Origin of the sequence: Aeromonas sp. R2-4, from assembly GCF_040908365.1 — a bacterium.
GTDB classification, from domain to species: Bacteria; Pseudomonadota; Gammaproteobacteria; order Enterobacterales; family Aeromonadaceae; genus Aeromonas; species Aeromonas veronii.
The window spans coordinates 1-14,097 of record NZ_JBFODO010000011.1 but is presented as its reverse complement, the minus strand read 5'-3'; the positions used below and the strand labels follow the sequence as shown (position 1 = coordinate 14,097).

12 protein-coding genes are annotated in these 14,097 nt (G+C 60.2%); 7 read left to right on the top strand and 5 right to left on the bottom strand.

The genetic code is table 11. The annotated features are described in order from the left end of the window. Positions 1-87 precede the first annotated feature (87 nt). A complete protein-coding gene (gene rsmS / locus AB5Z05_RS04270; RefSeq protein ID WP_074042636.1) occupies positions 88-243 on the top strand; it encodes a pleiotropic regulatory protein RsmS in 156 nt (51 codons plus the stop codon). Between the two features lie 45 nt (positions 244-288). On the opposite strand, the gene AB5Z05_RS04265 is transcribed toward rsmS, so the two are convergent. After that, positions 289-1,131, bottom strand: a complete 843-nt coding sequence (locus AB5Z05_RS04265) for a LysR family transcriptional regulator (RefSeq protein ID WP_139747826.1) — start codon at positions 1,129-1,131, stop codon at positions 289-291. A gap of 176 nt (positions 1,132-1,307) precedes the next feature. On the opposite strand from AB5Z05_RS04265, the gene AB5Z05_RS04260 reads away from it, so the two are divergent. Further along, complete coding sequence (locus AB5Z05_RS04260) at positions 1,308-2,570, top strand: cyanate transporter (RefSeq protein WP_139747827.1); 1,263 nt, start codon at positions 1,308-1,310, stop codon at positions 2,568-2,570. A gap of 65 nt (positions 2,571-2,635) precedes the next feature. On the opposite strand, the gene rluF is transcribed toward AB5Z05_RS04260, so the two are convergent. Together rluF and AB5Z05_RS04250 are read right to left on the bottom strand one after the other, a co-directional pair. Further along, positions 2,636-3,667 carry a 23S rRNA pseudouridine(2604) synthase RluF gene (rluF, locus tag AB5Z05_RS04255; protein WP_368150206.1) on the bottom strand — a complete coding sequence of 344 codons (1,032 nt, stop codon included), beginning with the start codon at positions 3,665-3,667 and terminating at the stop codon, positions 2,636-2,638. Continuing rightward, positions 3,657-3,779, bottom strand: coding sequence for a hypothetical protein (locus AB5Z05_RS04250; protein WP_265176566.1), 123 nt, complete (start codon positions 3,777-3,779; stop codon positions 3,657-3,659). Before AB5Z05_RS04250 ends, rluF begins: the two co-directional genes overlap by 11 nt. A 345-nt stretch (positions 3,780-4,124) precedes the next feature. Between AB5Z05_RS04250 and AB5Z05_RS04245 the strand changes: the two genes are divergently transcribed. Further along, positions 4,125-5,705 (top strand): alpha/beta hydrolase, encoded by a 1,581-nt coding sequence (locus AB5Z05_RS04245; RefSeq protein WP_368150204.1) that lies wholly within the window; start codon positions 4,125-4,127, stop codon positions 5,703-5,705. Positions 5,706-5,925: 220 nt separating this feature from the next. Here the strand turns inward: AB5Z05_RS04245 and AB5Z05_RS04240 are convergent, their stop codons facing one another. Beyond that, entirely contained in the window at positions 5,926-6,294 is a 369-nt protein-coding gene (locus AB5Z05_RS04240; protein WP_043825666.1) for a VOC family protein, read from the bottom strand. Between the two features lie 163 nt (positions 6,295-6,457). Beyond that, the gene (locus AB5Z05_RS04235) at positions 6,458-6,925 is read right to left on the bottom strand and encodes a hypothetical protein (protein WP_075115198.1); all 468 of its coding nucleotides are present in this window, start codon (positions 6,923-6,925) and stop codon (positions 6,458-6,460) included. Positions 6,926-7,079: 154 nt separating this feature from the next. Between AB5Z05_RS04235 and AB5Z05_RS04230 the strand changes: the two genes are divergently transcribed. The 4 genes from AB5Z05_RS04230 to rsxC all read left to right on the top strand — a co-directional run. Beyond that, the gene (locus AB5Z05_RS04230) at positions 7,080-10,223 is read left to right on the top strand and encodes a DUF3427 domain-containing protein (protein ID WP_368150201.1); all 3,144 of its coding nucleotides are present in this window, start codon (positions 7,080-7,082) and stop codon (positions 10,221-10,223) included. A 181-nt stretch (positions 10,224-10,404) separates the two neighbouring features. Beyond that, positions 10,405-10,986, top strand: a complete 582-nt coding sequence (rsxA, locus tag AB5Z05_RS04225; protein WP_005337600.1) for an electron transport complex subunit RsxA — start codon at positions 10,405-10,407, stop codon at positions 10,984-10,986. A 2-nt stretch (positions 10,987-10,988) separates the two neighbouring features. Then, entirely contained in the window at positions 10,989-11,567 is a 579-nt protein-coding gene (rsxB, locus tag AB5Z05_RS04220; RefSeq protein ID WP_005350799.1) for an electron transport complex subunit RsxB, read from the top strand. A 14-nt stretch (positions 11,568-11,581) separates the two neighbouring features. After that, positions 11,582-14,097, top strand: a 2,516-nt coding sequence (rsxC, locus tag AB5Z05_RS04215) for an electron transport complex subunit RsxC (protein ID WP_368150199.1), incomplete at its 3' end; no start/stop codon positions are given.

Below are 14,097 nucleotides of genomic sequence, written 5' to 3'. Positions count from 1 at the left end.
GCCTCACAGCCCGACAGAGCGGGCGCTTTCGGCCAACGGCGGCGCCCCTGTATAATCCCCCCTCTTCCCGCAACCGGAACCCTGCCCATGTCACTGGAAACTGCCCCGCCCGAGGTAAAACTCGCGGTGGATCTGATTGAACTGCTGGAGACCAACCAGCTGGCCCCGGAACTGGTGCTGGCAGCACTGGCCATCGTGAAACAGGATTACGAGCGCAAGCTGGCGGAGGGGAAGGATCACTGATCCCCCCATTTATCTTTCCGACTTCAGTTTTCCCCATACCGCAAATTACTGCGGCCCCATCACCTCGTCACAGAGGGCTATCAAGGCCGCGCTCAAGCGGGTGAGCGGCTCGCTCCCGCTTCCCCCGGCATGGAGGGCCAGCTCCACCGGCGCCACCTTGGGCCACTGGGTCAGGGCCAGCTGATCGGCGGGCATCAACCGTTTGGGCAGCAAGCTCACCCCGATCCCCGCGCTCACCGCCCCCTGCAAACTGGCGAGGCTGGCGCTGACATAGGCAATACGCCAACGCCGCCCAAGACCATCGAGCGCCTCGGTCATCTGCCGCCGATAGAGCCCTTCGCTCGGGAACACCACCAGCGGCAGCGGATCCCGTTCCCGTGCGGGCCAGTCGCGACTGTCGACCCACACCAGCGGCTCGCGCCAACTGGCAAGGGGCGAACCCTTTCCCCGAGTCTGCTTGACCAGCGCCAGATCCAGCTCTCCCGCCTCGAAGCGCTGCCAGATCTCGTGGCTCAGGCCACTTTGCACCTCCAACCGCACCTCGGGGTAGTCGCGGGCAAAAGCGGCCAGCACCGGGGTAATGGCGCCTGCGGCAAAATCCTCCGGCACCCCGAGGCTGAGGGACACGCTCCCCTCGCTCACCTGCTCCTCGGCCTGTGCCAGCAGCGCCAGAATGCGGCGGGCCAGACCCAGCAATTTTTCCCCCTCCGCCGTTGCCACCACCTGACGGCCAGCGCGATCGAGTAGCGGGCAGCCGAGCTGCTGCTCAAGGCGGCGGATCTGCTGGCTGATGGTGGATTGGGTCAGATGGACCCGTTCACCGGCGCGGGTAAAGCTGCCGGTATCGATAATGGCGACAAAACTGCGCAGTAACAGGGGATCCAGCATGGGGCGCTCCATTTACAAAACCACTGAAAGTCATTCTATCATTTAATTTCCAAATGACTTTCGAGCCCGCTAGGCTGGCGTTTTTGCCTCCTTTGACGGTGATCTGCCATGTTCAGCCCCGATGACTCCGCGTCCCGGATGCCCCCTGTCTCTCCCAGAACCGGAAACAGCACCCGATGAATCAACAAAATGCGGATCAACCCGCAGGCCAGACCGCACTGCTGGTGCTGGTGATCCTGATTGGCCTGAATCTGCGCCCCTTTCTTACCGCCATCGGCCCGCTGAGCGGCGAGATTGGCCGCGCCCTGTCGCTCGGGATGGATACCCTCGCCTGGCTTACCCTGTTGCCGCTCTGGCTCATCGGGATTGGCGTGCTGCTCACTCCCAGCCTGCGTCGGCGCGCCAGTGCGTGCCAACTATTGGGGGCGGCCCTGTTGCTGCTCGGCATTGGCAGCGCCATGCGCTTCGATGCCAAAAGCGGCGCCCTGCTGATCGCCAGCGCGGCGCTGTGTGGATTGGGCTCGGCACTGGTGCAGGGGGTACTGCCGGCACTGATCAAGCAGGCCTTCACCCACAAGGTACCGCTGGTGATGGGGATCTTCTCTGCCTGCATGATGGGGGGCGGGGCATTGGGGGCCAGTCTCACCCCAAGGCTGGCAGTCAGCCTCGACTGGTCGCGGGCACTGGCGCTCTGGAGCCTGCCGCTGCTGCTGGCCCTCGTCTGGCTAGGATGGAAAGTGCGTCTGCCAAGCACCGCCGCGGTCGCCATTCCCGATGGCGAACAGCGGCTGATCACCCTGCCCCGCAGCTGGTTGCTGATCGTCTGCTTTGGCATCATCAACAGCGGCTACGGCATCGTGGTGGCCTGGCTGGCCCCCGCCTATATGGCGAATGGGTGGAGCGCCGCGCAGGCGGGCGAGCTGGTCGCCTGGCTGGCACTGGCCCAGACCGCCAGCGGCCTCGGCCTGCCGCTGCTGGCGGCGCGCAGTCTAGATCGGCGGCCGTGGATGGGCCTTGCCATCGCCATGCAGCTGGCGGGATTTGCCGGTCTCTGGCTGGCGCCAGCCAGCGCCCCCATTCTCTGGTGCATGCTGTGCGGCGCCGGTCTTGGCGGCAGTTTTTCGCTGATCATGGTGATTGCGCTCGATCACCTGCCAGACCCGCGCCGCGCAGGCACCCTGAGCGCCCTGATGCAGGGGTTCGGCTTTATGCTGGCGGCCACCGGCCCCTGGGTGGCGGCGCGGCTCTATCACTATGTGGGCGACTTTGCGGCCGCCTGGCAGTGGCAACTGGGAGGATTGCTGCTGATGAGCCTGCTGGTAGTGCGCCTCGACCCACGCCACTATCCCCGCGTTATGCGGTTACCGACCGCCAGCGAGCCGCCACTTTCGGCACCTCTCTCGGCCAGCTCTGCGACCCAAAGCAACACACCGGCCTGAGGCCGGTGTGTTGGAGAGAACCGTATTGGAGATGACTGGCGGCTGATGCCACTCAGAGGGGCAACTCAGCGCCCCTTCTTCTGCCGTCCGGTGTTAGCGGTGCGCGGCTTGCCAGCGGCCAGTTTGCCACCATTGGGGGCTCCTTTGCCTGCACTGCCCTTGCCAGCGCCGCCTTTGTTGGCTGCACCTTTGCCCGCACCACCCTTGCCCACCGGCAGCTTCTTCTCGAAGGCTTCCGGGCCCGGCACATTGGGGCGACCACCAATCTCGTGATCGTCATCGCGGCGCGGCTTCTTGCCCTGCCCCGGTTTGGCGCTTTGAGCCGCAGGGGCCTTGGCCGCCTTGGGCTTGTCGCCTTTGGCCGGTTTCACCTCGGAAGAGGAGTCCTCAATCAGCTTGAACAGATCGATCAGCTCGTCGTCGGTGAGATCGCGCCACTCGCCCACCGGCAGCCCCTTGAGGCTGACGTTCATGATGCGGATACGCTCCAGCTTGGTCACTTCAAAACCGAAGTGCTCGCACATGCGGCGGATCTGGCGGTTAAGCCCCTGCACCAGGGTGATGCGAAAGACGAACGGCGCCTCTTTCTTCACCTTGCACTTCTTGGTCACAGTACCGAGGATCGGCACCCCGGCCGCCATGCCGCGCACAAACTCGTCGGTCACCGGCTTGTCGACGGTCACCAGATACTCTTTCTCGTGATCGTTGCCCGCCCGCAGGATCTTGTTGACCAGATCGCCGTGGTTGGTGAGGAAAATCAGCCCCTGCGAATCCTTGTCGAGCCGCCCGATGGGGAAGACCCGGGTGCTGTGGTTGACGAAATCGACGATGTTGTCCTTCTCGCCCGCCTCTGTGGTACTGACGATGCCCACCGGCTTGTTGAGGGCGATCAACACCAGACTGTCCGCCTCGCGCGGCTCGATCACCTGACCGTTCACCTTGACCAGATCACCAACCTGCACCTGATCACCGATCCCGGCCCGCTTGCCGTTGATAAAGACGTGGCCCTGCTCGATAAAGCGGTCGGCCTCGCGGCGCGAGCAGATACCGCTCTCGCTGATGTATTTGTTCAGGCGCATGGATTCGTTAGCCAGCATGGGGCACCTGCCACAGGGTCTGGGCCGCGCCCGGTTGTGCCATCGCCTGTTCCGGCTGCGCCGGGGAGGCTGTCTGCTGCATCAGCCAATTCACTACGTCAAAGTTCTGCATACCATTCCATCTTCAAAAAAGGCCAATGCCAGCTTATCCATCAAAAAACGCCTCTACAGTAGCATAATTGCCCCCTTTCAGGGGCAGATAGTTGCAAGGTCGCAGCGCCCAAGCGGGCATCCGCGGACAAGTTCACTGCGCCAGATGGCCCGCGATGCAGTCTTTGAACGGCCAGCCTGATGCCAACAGCGGGATCCGGCGCCCACAGCCAGCGCGGCCGAATGCCATCAACTATACATATCACCTTGTTTCCATTAGGCTTTAAGCCGGTTGGCAGCGCCTTGGATGCTGCGCCAAACTTGCCCGCCCAGAGGCGGCCCCACCCCTATCGCCAAGGATTGCACCATGCTGGCTCACACTCGCCGCCTTGTTCGCCGTGCTCTGCTAACCCTGTTGCTGCTGTTGCTGACCGCATGGGCGGTGATCGCCTACTTCGCCTGGCAGGCAGCGCCGCTGCAACTGTGGCACACAGTGGTGCCCCCCGAACTCAGCGCCGATGAGCTCGATCGCAGCGACTGGCAAGCCTATCTGGCCCGCGAAGCAGAGCTGTTCGAGCTGGTGGCCACCGAGGTAGTCGCCAAAACGCTGCCCGAGCAGCAACTGGCCAGCAATCGCTACTATCAGGGCGCCCCCATCAATCCCGCCCGCTTTCAGCAGAACTGGAACCGCTCCTACCTGCTGCGCCCCGAGGGGGAAGTCAAAGGGGTGGCGGTGCTGCTGCATGGCCTGACCGACTCCCCCTACAGCCTGCGCCATCTGGCCAGACGCTATCAGCAGCAGGGCTTTATCGCGCTGGGGCTGAGGATCCCCGGCCACGGCACCGTGCCCGCTGGCCTCGTGGATGTGGATTGGGAGACCTGGCTGGCCGCCACCCGACTGGCGGTGCGGGAGGCCAGATTGCTGGCACCGGGCAAGCGGCCGCTGCATCTGGTGGGCTTTTCCAACGGCGGCGCGCTGGCGGTGAAATATGCGCTCGATGCGCTGGCCGACCCGAGCGGCACGCTGGCAAAACCGGATCGGCTGGTGCTGATCTCCCCGATGATCGGGGTGACCCGCTTTGCCCGCTTCGCCGGGCTCAAGGCCGTGCCTGCGCTGCTGCCCGCCTTTGCCAACGCCGCCTGGCTCGACACCATGCCGGAGTTCAACCCGTTCAAGTACAACTCGTTTCCGGTCAACGGGGCGCGCCAGTCCTATCGCCTGACCCACGCCATCCAGCAGCAGGTGCGCCAGCTGGCCGCCAGTGGCGAGCTGGCGGCGTTTCCCCCCGCCCTCACCTTCCAGTCGGTGATGGACTACACCGTCAGCACCCGCTCCATCATTGCCGATCTCTACCACTACCTGCCGGCCAACGGCAGCGAACTGGTGCTGTTTGATATCAACCGCAGCACCCTGTTTGGCCCGCTGATGAGCTCGGCCTCCGAGCTGGCGCTGCACCGCTTGCTGCCAAACGCCCCCCAGCACTATCACCTCACCGTGGTGGGCAATGTGGACCCCGCCTCTCCCGCAACGCAGGCCAGAACGCTGGCCAGCGCCGACCAGCATGAACATATCCGTCCGCTGGGCATCGACTATCCCAAAGAGATCTACTCCCTCTCCCACGTGGCGCTCCCCTTCCCGATGGACGACCCCCTCTATGGCATGGCGGCGCGCCCGGAGCAGCGGGAGCAATACGGCATCAATCTCGGCGGTCTGGCCCTGCGTGGCGAGCGCGGCGTGCTGATCGTCAACCCCGGCGCCCTCACCCGCACCTCCTCCAACCCCTTCTACCCCTATCTGCAGCAGCGGGTGATGGAGACCCTCACCGCCCCTCCCGTCGCCCGGTCTGCAGCAGTAACCCCTGCCAGCAGCGGTCAACCTGATGCGGCCTATCAGGCAGAAGTGGAGCAGTTTTTACAGGAGAGCGACGAGAGCAGCGCACCTTTCTAGGGCGTTTCTGGAGTATCGGCAAAGAGCCACTGGCGCTGGGTCGATGGCGATACGAGCAAGGGGCCGTCAATTAACAGCCCCTTTCTATTGATGATGGCGATGGGGGTGATGGTTTAGTGGGCTCAGGGATAGATGCTCACTTCTATCAGATTCTGATCCGGGTCGAGGAAGTAGAGTGATTCTGATAGGTGTTGCACCGTCAGGCGCCGCGCCAACCCTGTCAGGGGTAGATGCTCACTTCTATCAGATTCTGATCCGGGTCGAGGAAGTAGATGGATTCTATCGGCCCGCAGGCGCCACTTTTGGTCACCGGCCCCTCGACAATCTCCACCCCGTGGCAGGCCAGCTGGGCCATCACCTGCTCCAGCGGCCAGCGGGTGATAAGGCAGACATCTCCCGACCCCACCTGCGCCCGATTGCGCGGCTCCTGCCCCAGCAGTTGCAGATTGATCTTCTGGTTGCCAAACCCTACCGCCCGGCGCCCCGCACCGAAGGTGATGGCCTCCATATTGAGCACCGAACTGTAAAATTCCACGGCCCGTTCGATATCACTGACCGTCAATACCAGATGGTCGATATGGCTGATCATGGTTACCTCCTGGTGGTGATCTGGCTGATGTGACCGACATATGCCCGCAAGCATCCGACTGTCGTCGCCACGGCGGGCAACCCCATCATACCCGGCAAGGGGAAGCCCATGTGTGCCGTGACGCGCAAAGCGAGCGCAAATGATCTGGTCAAATAAATTCGCGTTACTGCACCGCTGCGCACGCTTTATCCCGCTGGGCCAGCAGGGCTTCATCATCACTGTCCATTGCCGCCAGAATCGCCTGATTGCAGGCACGCTCCGCCAGCTTGGCCGGACTCTGTTTGGCATCCCCTATTTCGGCGATAAGGGGCCGATAACTGACGGCCGCCGAGCAGTACATGGTGCGAAATTTGGGCAGTTGCCAACTGCTGTCATCCTGCCGGGTCAAGTCATCGCACAGCTTGTGAAACAGGGCGGACGCCTTGACCGTGCACTGGCTAAAACGCCGCACATCCTGCTCGTAGGGACGACAAACGCTCGGCTGCTGGATCTGCCACAGCTGAAAAGAGAACGGGACTGACTCCCCCTCATACTGCACCACCAGCGTCTTGGCCTCGGTGCCATAGATATCCGCAACCTGCTGCTGTACCAGATTGAGATAAGCCGAAAAAAGATAGGAAACCGGATCCATCACCACCTCCCTGTGGTTGTTACTGCCGCGCTCTCTTACCGAAAACCAGGGCGATTTTCAAACGAGTAACAGGCGACAACAGCTTACTGATTTGGTTGGAAAAAATGATACTCTTCTCGCCACCCTCATGTACAACGTTCAAGGCTAAAGTGCGATGCAACAATGCGGTATTTATGAACAGCTCATTACTCAACTGCTGACATCTCGACTCGACCGCGCGCGCTTTTACGTAGGGGAACGCCAACTTGAACCTGCCGAAGCGGCAGTTTGGTTATCCAGATTTCTGAGCCGGGTTTTGGAATATGCGGTGGGTTCGGTCACTGGAGAGGATCAGCTGCAACGGCAGATCGAGCTGGCTAACCAGTTATTGCTTTGGCTAAAGGATCGCACCCAAGACCCAGACTTTATTGGCGAGAACCTCATCGATAGTCAGGGGAAAATTCTGACCGCGCTTTACCAGTTGGATAACCCCATCTCCGCCAATTTAAAGCAATATGCCGAGGATATTTTCCCTCTGACAGGTCTCACTCAGAGCGAACTGTTTTGTGGCAGCAATGCGGGTTTGTCGATGGAGTCGGAGATTAAACGGGAAATTTTATCGGCAGATAGCATCTGCTGGCTGGTCTCATTTATCAAATGGGCAGGAATCCGGATTTTCCGTCATGAGCTGGAAGAGTTCACTCGCAGCGGCCGCCAATTAAAAGTAATTACTACCTCTTATATGGGGGCGACCGATGCCAAGGCAGTTGAATTTTTAGCCAGCCTCCCAAATACCGAAGTCAAACTCAGCTATAACACCCAGCGCGAGCGGTTGCATGCCAAGAGCTATCTCTTTTGCCGAAATACCGGCTTTCATACCGGCTATATAGGTTCCTCCAATCTCTCTCACTCTGCCCTCACCAGCGGCTTGGAGTGGAACCTAAAAATCACCTCGCAAGAGATCCCTCATATTATCGAGAAATCCCTGAGTACCTTTGAAACCTATTGGGAATCCGATGATTTTGAGCTGTTTGATGGCAAGCTCGAAAGCCGTACAAAATTGCAGCATGCACTGCAAGAGGCCCGTGGGGATGGGGACAAAAATAGCCCTGCCTATTTTTTTGATATCACGCCGTTTCCCCATCAACTGGAGATCCTTGAACAATTGGCGATGGAGCGCGCTTTACACCAGCGCTTCCGTAACTTGGTGGTTGCGGCCACCGGTACAGGGAAAACCCTGATCTCCGCTTTTGATTTTGCGCGTTTTCTGAAAACCAAACCCGACGCCAAGTTCCTGTTTGTCGCCCACAAAGAGGAGATCTTGCGCCAAGCATTAGCCTCGTACCGCGGTGTGCTCAAGCAATCCAATTTTGGCGAACTCTTAGTCGGCGGCGCCGTGCCAACCCACTACCGTCAACTATTTGCCTCGGTGCAATCCTTGAATAACCAGCTGGCTAATTTACGTCTTAGCCCAGATTATTTCGATTACATCGTCATTGATGAGGTTCACCATATTGCGGCGGCCAGTTATCGCGGTCTGCTCGCCGCCTTTGAACCTCACATTCTGTTGGGATTAACCGCAACGCCAGAGCGCCATGATGGCGGTGATATTCTTGCCGACTTTTGTGGTGTCATCGCAGCAGAGATCCGCTTGCCCGAGGCCATCAATCGTCGCCATCTCTGTCCGTTCCAATATTTTGGTATCGATGATGATACTGACTTGCGCCAAGTGGCTTGGAAAAATGGCCGTTATGACATCACTGAACTCACCAATATCTATAGCCACAATCAGCAGCGGGTACAGAAAATAGTCCAGAGCCTCAATGAGATCGTCACCGATATTACCAAGATCAAAGCGCTGGCATTTTGTGTGAGCCGTGAACATGCCGACTTTATGTGCAAGGCATTTTTATTGAAGGGCATCAAGGCTGACATCCTCACCAGCGATAATCGAGACGAGCGACATAGTAAACAACAAGATTTGCGCACTGGGGTTATCAATATTCTCTGCGTGGTGGACATCTTCAACGAAGGGGTTGATATCCCGGAAGTCGATACCTTGCTGTTTTTACGACCAACGGAAAGCCTCACTATCTTCTTGCAGCAATTAGGGCGCGGCCTGCGGCTGGCGAGCGATAAAGAGTGCTGCACCGTGTTGGACTTTGTTGGCAATGCCCGTGCTGAGTATGACTTTGCCCAGAAATTCCGGGCACTGGTGGGCAAAACCAACAAGGCGATCAGCCACGAAATCAAACAGGGCTTCCCTCACGCCCCCTTGGGCTGCCGCATCGAACTCTCAAAACAGACCCAAGAGTTAATTCTGAGCAATATCAAAAAGGCGACCCTCAATACCTCGCGCCTCATGGGCCTGATCCGCCGTTTCTCACTGGATTGTGATTTACCGCTGACGCTGGCGAACTTTTTGAAGTTCTACCCTCACATCAGCCTAGAGGAGATCTACAAGCGCGGTAACTGGAGCGCCTTGGTCAAACAGGCTAGCAACCATACCATTTCTGAAATGAGCGATCAGAAGCTGTCGACCCTCTACACCCGGGCCATCAAAACCCGGCTATTGGGCTGCAATGCGCTCCATTACTTGAAATTCTTACAAACCTTGGTGGAAAACGCCTTTACCTTAACGGCCGAACACGATGAACGTATGGCCTTGATGTGCCATTACGACTTCTGGCAACAGAGCGGCCCCACTGCTGGCTTTAGCTCCTTGGCGCACAGCCTGAAACAACTCAATCAACCAGAGTTAAGGGCCGAGCTGGCAGATCTGTTACCCATGCTGATCAACCGGGTGCAGCACGAACAAAGCGCCATGCCAAGCCTTCCCGGTAATCCGCTGCAACTGCATGCTCGCTATGCCAGAGAGCAGGTGCTGGTTGGCTTTGGCGCGACCACCTTCGCGCAGCAACCCACGGCTCGCGAAGGGGTCTATGTCATTGCAGAGCAACATATCGAGTTGCTGTTCGTGACCTTGAACAAAACGGAACAGCACTTCTCCCCCACTACCCGTTATCACGACTACGCCATCAACGAGTCGCTGTTTCATTGGCAGAGCCAAAACAGCGCTCGCCCAGAACGGGGTAAAGGGCTGAGTTACATAAACCACAGAGCAGAAGGTAAGCGCTTGTTTCTGTTCGTCCGCGAGCAGAGCAAAGATGAATTTGGCCGCACCCTTGGCTTTGTGAACTTTGGTGAGGTGGAGTACGTATCCCACACTGGCAGCCAACCGATGAACATTAAATGGCGTCTCACTACTCCGATGCCGCCATTTATGTGGAAAGAGGCCGCCAAACTGGCTGTTGGTTAGTAAGGCTTCTCACCCGGTGGGAAAATGACGCAAAACCCACCGGATTCTCGCCCAAAACCCCGGCTAAATTATCCAGTTGCATAATAACCATGCGGCCTTGCGGTTGTTTAACTGGCCCTAACGTCAGATAATACCGCCCGCCTTCAACCCCCGATAACCCGACTTTCAGTGACGGTAATTGATGACTGAGTACCTGCTTTTATTGATCGGCACCGTGCTGGTTAACAACTTCGTGCTGGTGAAATTCCTCGGCCTCTGCCCCTTTATGGGGGTCTCCGGCAAGCTGGAAACCGCCATCGGCATGGGGCTGGCGACCACCTTCGTGATGACCCTCGCCAGTGCCAGCTCCTATCTGGTGGAGCACTATATCCTGCTGCCGCTGGATATCGCCTATCTGCGCACCCTCGCCTTTATTCTGGTGATCGCCGTGGTGGTGCAGTTTACCGAGATGGTGGTGCGCAAGAGCAGCCCGACCCTCTATCGCCTGCTGGGGATCTTCCTGCCGCTCATCACCACCAACTGTGCGGTGCTCGGGGTGGCGCTGCTCAGCATCAATGAGCGACACGACTTTATCCAGAGCGTGATCTACGGCTTTGGCGCCGCCACCGGCTTCTCGCTGGTGTTGATCCTGTTTGCCGCCATGCGCGAGCGTCTGGTCGCCGCCGATGTGCCCGCGCCGTTTCGCGGGGTGTCGATTGCCATGATCACCGCCGGTCTGATGTCGCTGGCCTTTATGGGCTTTACCGGCCTTATCAAGATATAACCATGATCCATATTCTCTTTGCCATTCTGGTGCTCACCCTGCTGGCGCTGGCGTTCGGGATTATCCTGGGCTTTGCCGCCGTCAAGTTTCATGTGGAAGCAGACCCCATCGTCGATCAGCTCGATGCCCTGCTGCCCCAGACCCAGTGTGGCCAGTGCGGCTATCCCGGCTGCAAACCCTACGCCGAGGCGCTCGCCAACGGCGATCAGATCAACAAGTGCGTGCCCGGTGGCGAGGCCACCATGCGCAAGATTGCCGATCTGATGGGGGTCGAGCCCCAGCCACTGGGTGGCAGTGACGAGGCCGCAGTGCCAGTCAAGAAGGTCGCCTTTATCCACGAAGATCAGTGCATCGGCTGCACCAAGTGCATTCAGGCCTGCCCGGTGGATGCCATCGTCGGCGCCACCAAGGCGATGCATACCGTGATTGCCAACGAGTGCACCGGTTGCGATCTCTGTGTCGATCCCTGCCCGACCGACTGCATCGAGATGATCCCGGTGCCCACCACGGTCGATAACTGGAAGTGGGATCTCAATAACGTGCATGTTCCGGGCAAGATTCCGGTCAAGATAGTGGAATAAACAGCGGAGCAACCATGCATTCCTTACTCGAACGTATCAAAGCCGGCACGCTCTGGGACTTTCACGGCGGCATTCACCCCGCCGACAACAAGCTGCAATCAAGCCAGAGCCCGGTGGTAGACGCCGGTCTGCCGCCACGCCTCATCATTCCGCTGCGCCAGCACGCAGGCCCCGCTGGCGATCTGCTGGTGCAGGTGGGCGACAAGGTCAAAAAAGGGCAGCCGCTGACCCGTTATGCCAAGGGGCGGGTCGTCCCTGTCCATGCCTCTACCTCCGGCACCATCACCGAGATTGGCAACCACACGGTTGCCCACCCCTCCGGACTCGGCGATCTCTGCGTCATTCTCACCCCGGATGGGGAGGATGAGTGGGGCGAACGCAATGGCAAAGCCGATTACTGGAATCTGGAGCGGGGCGAGCTGCTCGAGCGCATTCAGCAGGCGGGGGTGGCGGGCCTTGGCGGCGCCGTGTTCCCGACCCACAGCAAGCTCGACGGCCGCGGCCAGCTCACCGAGATCCTGATCGTCAACGGGCTGGAGTGCGAACCCTATATCACCACCGACGATCGGTTGATGCAGCAGTATGCCGACGAGATCATGGATGGCATCCGGGTGCTCAAGCACCTGCTCAAACCGAAACTCACCCTGATCGGGGTGGAAGACAACAAGCCCGAGGCGATCGAGCAACTGACCCGCCACGCCACCGATGAAGATGTGCTGGTCAAGACGGTGCCGACCAAGTACCCCTCGGGCGGTGCCAAGCAGACCATCGAGCTGCTCACCGGCCGTCAGGTGCCCAAAGGCGGCCGCGCGGTCGATATCGGCATCATGGTGCTCAACGTTGCCACCGTGTTTGCCATCAAGCGCGCCATTATCGACGGCGAACCGCTGATCGAGCGGATCGTCACCCTCACCGGTGACAGCTTCAAAAAACCCGGCAACGCCTGGGTGCGCCTGGGTACGCCGGTGCGCTGGCTGTTGCAGCGTTTCGAGCTGCAACCGGAAGCGGAGCAGCGGGTGATCATGGGGGGCCCCATGATGGGCTTTACCCTGCCCCACGCCATGGTGCCTGTGGTCAAGGCCACAAACTGCCTGCTCGCGCCGACGCAGGCCGAACTGCCCGCCCCCGGCCCGGAGCAGCCCTGCATCCGTTGCAGCGCCTGTGCCGATGCCTGCCCGGCCACTCTGCTGCCGCAAGAGCTCTACTGGTACAGCCGGGCCAAGGAGTATGACAAGGCCGAGAAACTCAACCTGATGGACTGCATCGAGTGCGGCGCCTGCGCCTGGGTCTGCCCCAGCGAGATCCCGCTGGTGCAGTACTACAAGATCGCCAAAGACGACATCCGCGAAGCCCGTGCCGAGGCCGAAAAAGCCGAGCGCGCCAAGCAGCGCTTTGAGGCCAAGCAGGCCCGTTTCGAGCGGGAGAAAGCGGCCCGCGAAGCGCGCCATGCCGAAGCCGCCGCCCAACGCCGTCAGACCATGACGGCCGCAGGCGGGGAAGATCCGGTGGCAGCGGCGCTGGCCCGCATCAAGGCCAAGCAGGATGCCCCCATCACTGCCATTGCCGCCACCGCCGAGGGCTTGCCTGACAACAGCGCGGTGATTGCCGCCCGCGAAGCCCGCAAACGGGAAGCGGAGGCGCGCCGCGCCGCCAAGCTGGCAGAGAGCGCAAACAGCGACACTGCCGCTGCGGCGCAACCCGCCGAGGCGGTTGACCCCGCCAGCGATCCCAAGAAAGCAGCCATCGCTGCCGCACTGGCCCGCGCCAAGGCCAAAAAGGCCGCTCAGGCTGGCGATAGCGCCGAGCCTGTGACTGCCGAAGCCGTTGCTGCGCCTGCGGTAGATGCTGATCAGCAAAAGGCAGAAGTTGATCCGAAAAAAGCGGCGATTGCCGCCGCCATCGCCCGGGCCAAAGCTAAAAAGGCCGAAGCCAGTGGCGAGCCGGTAAGCACAGCCAACGGCACGGCAGCCGAGGCAGACATCCAAAGCGATGCGCCCGTCGATCCCAAGAAAGCCGCAATTGCTGCCGCCATCGCTCGTGCCAAGGCCAAGAAGCTGGCCCAGCAGAGTGACAGCCCTGAGGGCGATCTGACTGCAAATGCTGGCACCAGCGAATCCGCTGCAACCCAAAGCGATGCCCCATCTGCGGCCAGCGAAGCGGTTGATCCCAAGAAAGCCGCTATCGCTGCTGCCATTGCCCGGGCCAAAGCCAAGAAGGCCGCCCAGCAGAGCGAGAGTGCCGGTGCTGAAGGTGCGCAGAGTGAGCCAGCTGCCAGCGCGGAGACCCGCGACATGACGGTAGCCAAGAGCGAAGTAACCACCAGCCAAAGCGATACGGCTGCAAGCGAAGCGGTCGATCCCAAGAAGGCCGCTATCGCCGCAGCCATCGCCCGGGCCAAGGCCAAAAAGCTGGCCCAGCAGGGCGAAAGTGCCGGAGCTGAAGGTGCGCAGAGTGAGCCAGCTGCCAGCGCGGAGACCCGCGACATGACGGTAGCCAAGAGCGAAGTAACCACCAGCCAAAGCGATACGGC

What these genes read in the sequence shown, in the direction of transcription:
- AB5Z05_RS04245 (WP_368150204.1), top strand. Translation starts at nt 4,125, where the DNA reads ATGCTGGCTCACACTCGCCGCCTTGTTCGCCGTGCTCTGCTAACCCTG.
- rsxB (WP_005350799.1), top strand. Translation starts at nt 10,989, where the DNA reads ATGATCCATATTCTCTTTGCCATTCTGGTGCTCACCCTGCTGGCGCTG.
- AB5Z05_RS04265 (WP_139747826.1), bottom strand. Translation starts at nt 1,131, where the DNA reads ATGCTGGATCCCCTGTTACTGCGCAGTTTTGTCGCCATTATCGATACC.
- AB5Z05_RS04250 (WP_265176566.1), bottom strand. Translation starts at nt 3,779, where the DNA reads ATGCAGAACTTTGACGTAGTGAATTGGCTGATGCAGCAGACAGCCTCC.
- AB5Z05_RS04240 (WP_043825666.1), bottom strand. Translation starts at nt 6,294, where the DNA reads ATGATCAGCCATATCGACCATCTGGTATTGACGGTCAGTGATATCGAA.
- rsmS (WP_074042636.1), top strand. Translation starts at nt 88, where the DNA reads ATGTCACTGGAAACTGCCCCGCCCGAGGTAAAACTCGCGGTGGATCTG.
- rsxA (WP_005337600.1), top strand. Translation starts at nt 10,405, where the DNA reads ATGACTGAGTACCTGCTTTTATTGATCGGCACCGTGCTGGTTAACAAC.
- rluF (WP_368150206.1), bottom strand. Translation starts at nt 3,667, where the DNA reads ATGCTGGCTAACGAATCCATGCGCCTGAACAAATACATCAGCGAGAGC.
- AB5Z05_RS04230 (WP_368150201.1), top strand. Translation starts at nt 7,080, where the DNA reads ATGCAACAATGCGGTATTTATGAACAGCTCATTACTCAACTGCTGACA.
- AB5Z05_RS04260 (WP_139747827.1), top strand. Translation starts at nt 1,308, where the DNA reads ATGAATCAACAAAATGCGGATCAACCCGCAGGCCAGACCGCACTGCTG.
- AB5Z05_RS04235 (WP_075115198.1), bottom strand. Translation starts at nt 6,925, where the DNA reads ATGGATCCGGTTTCCTATCTTTTTTCGGCTTATCTCAATCTGGTACAG.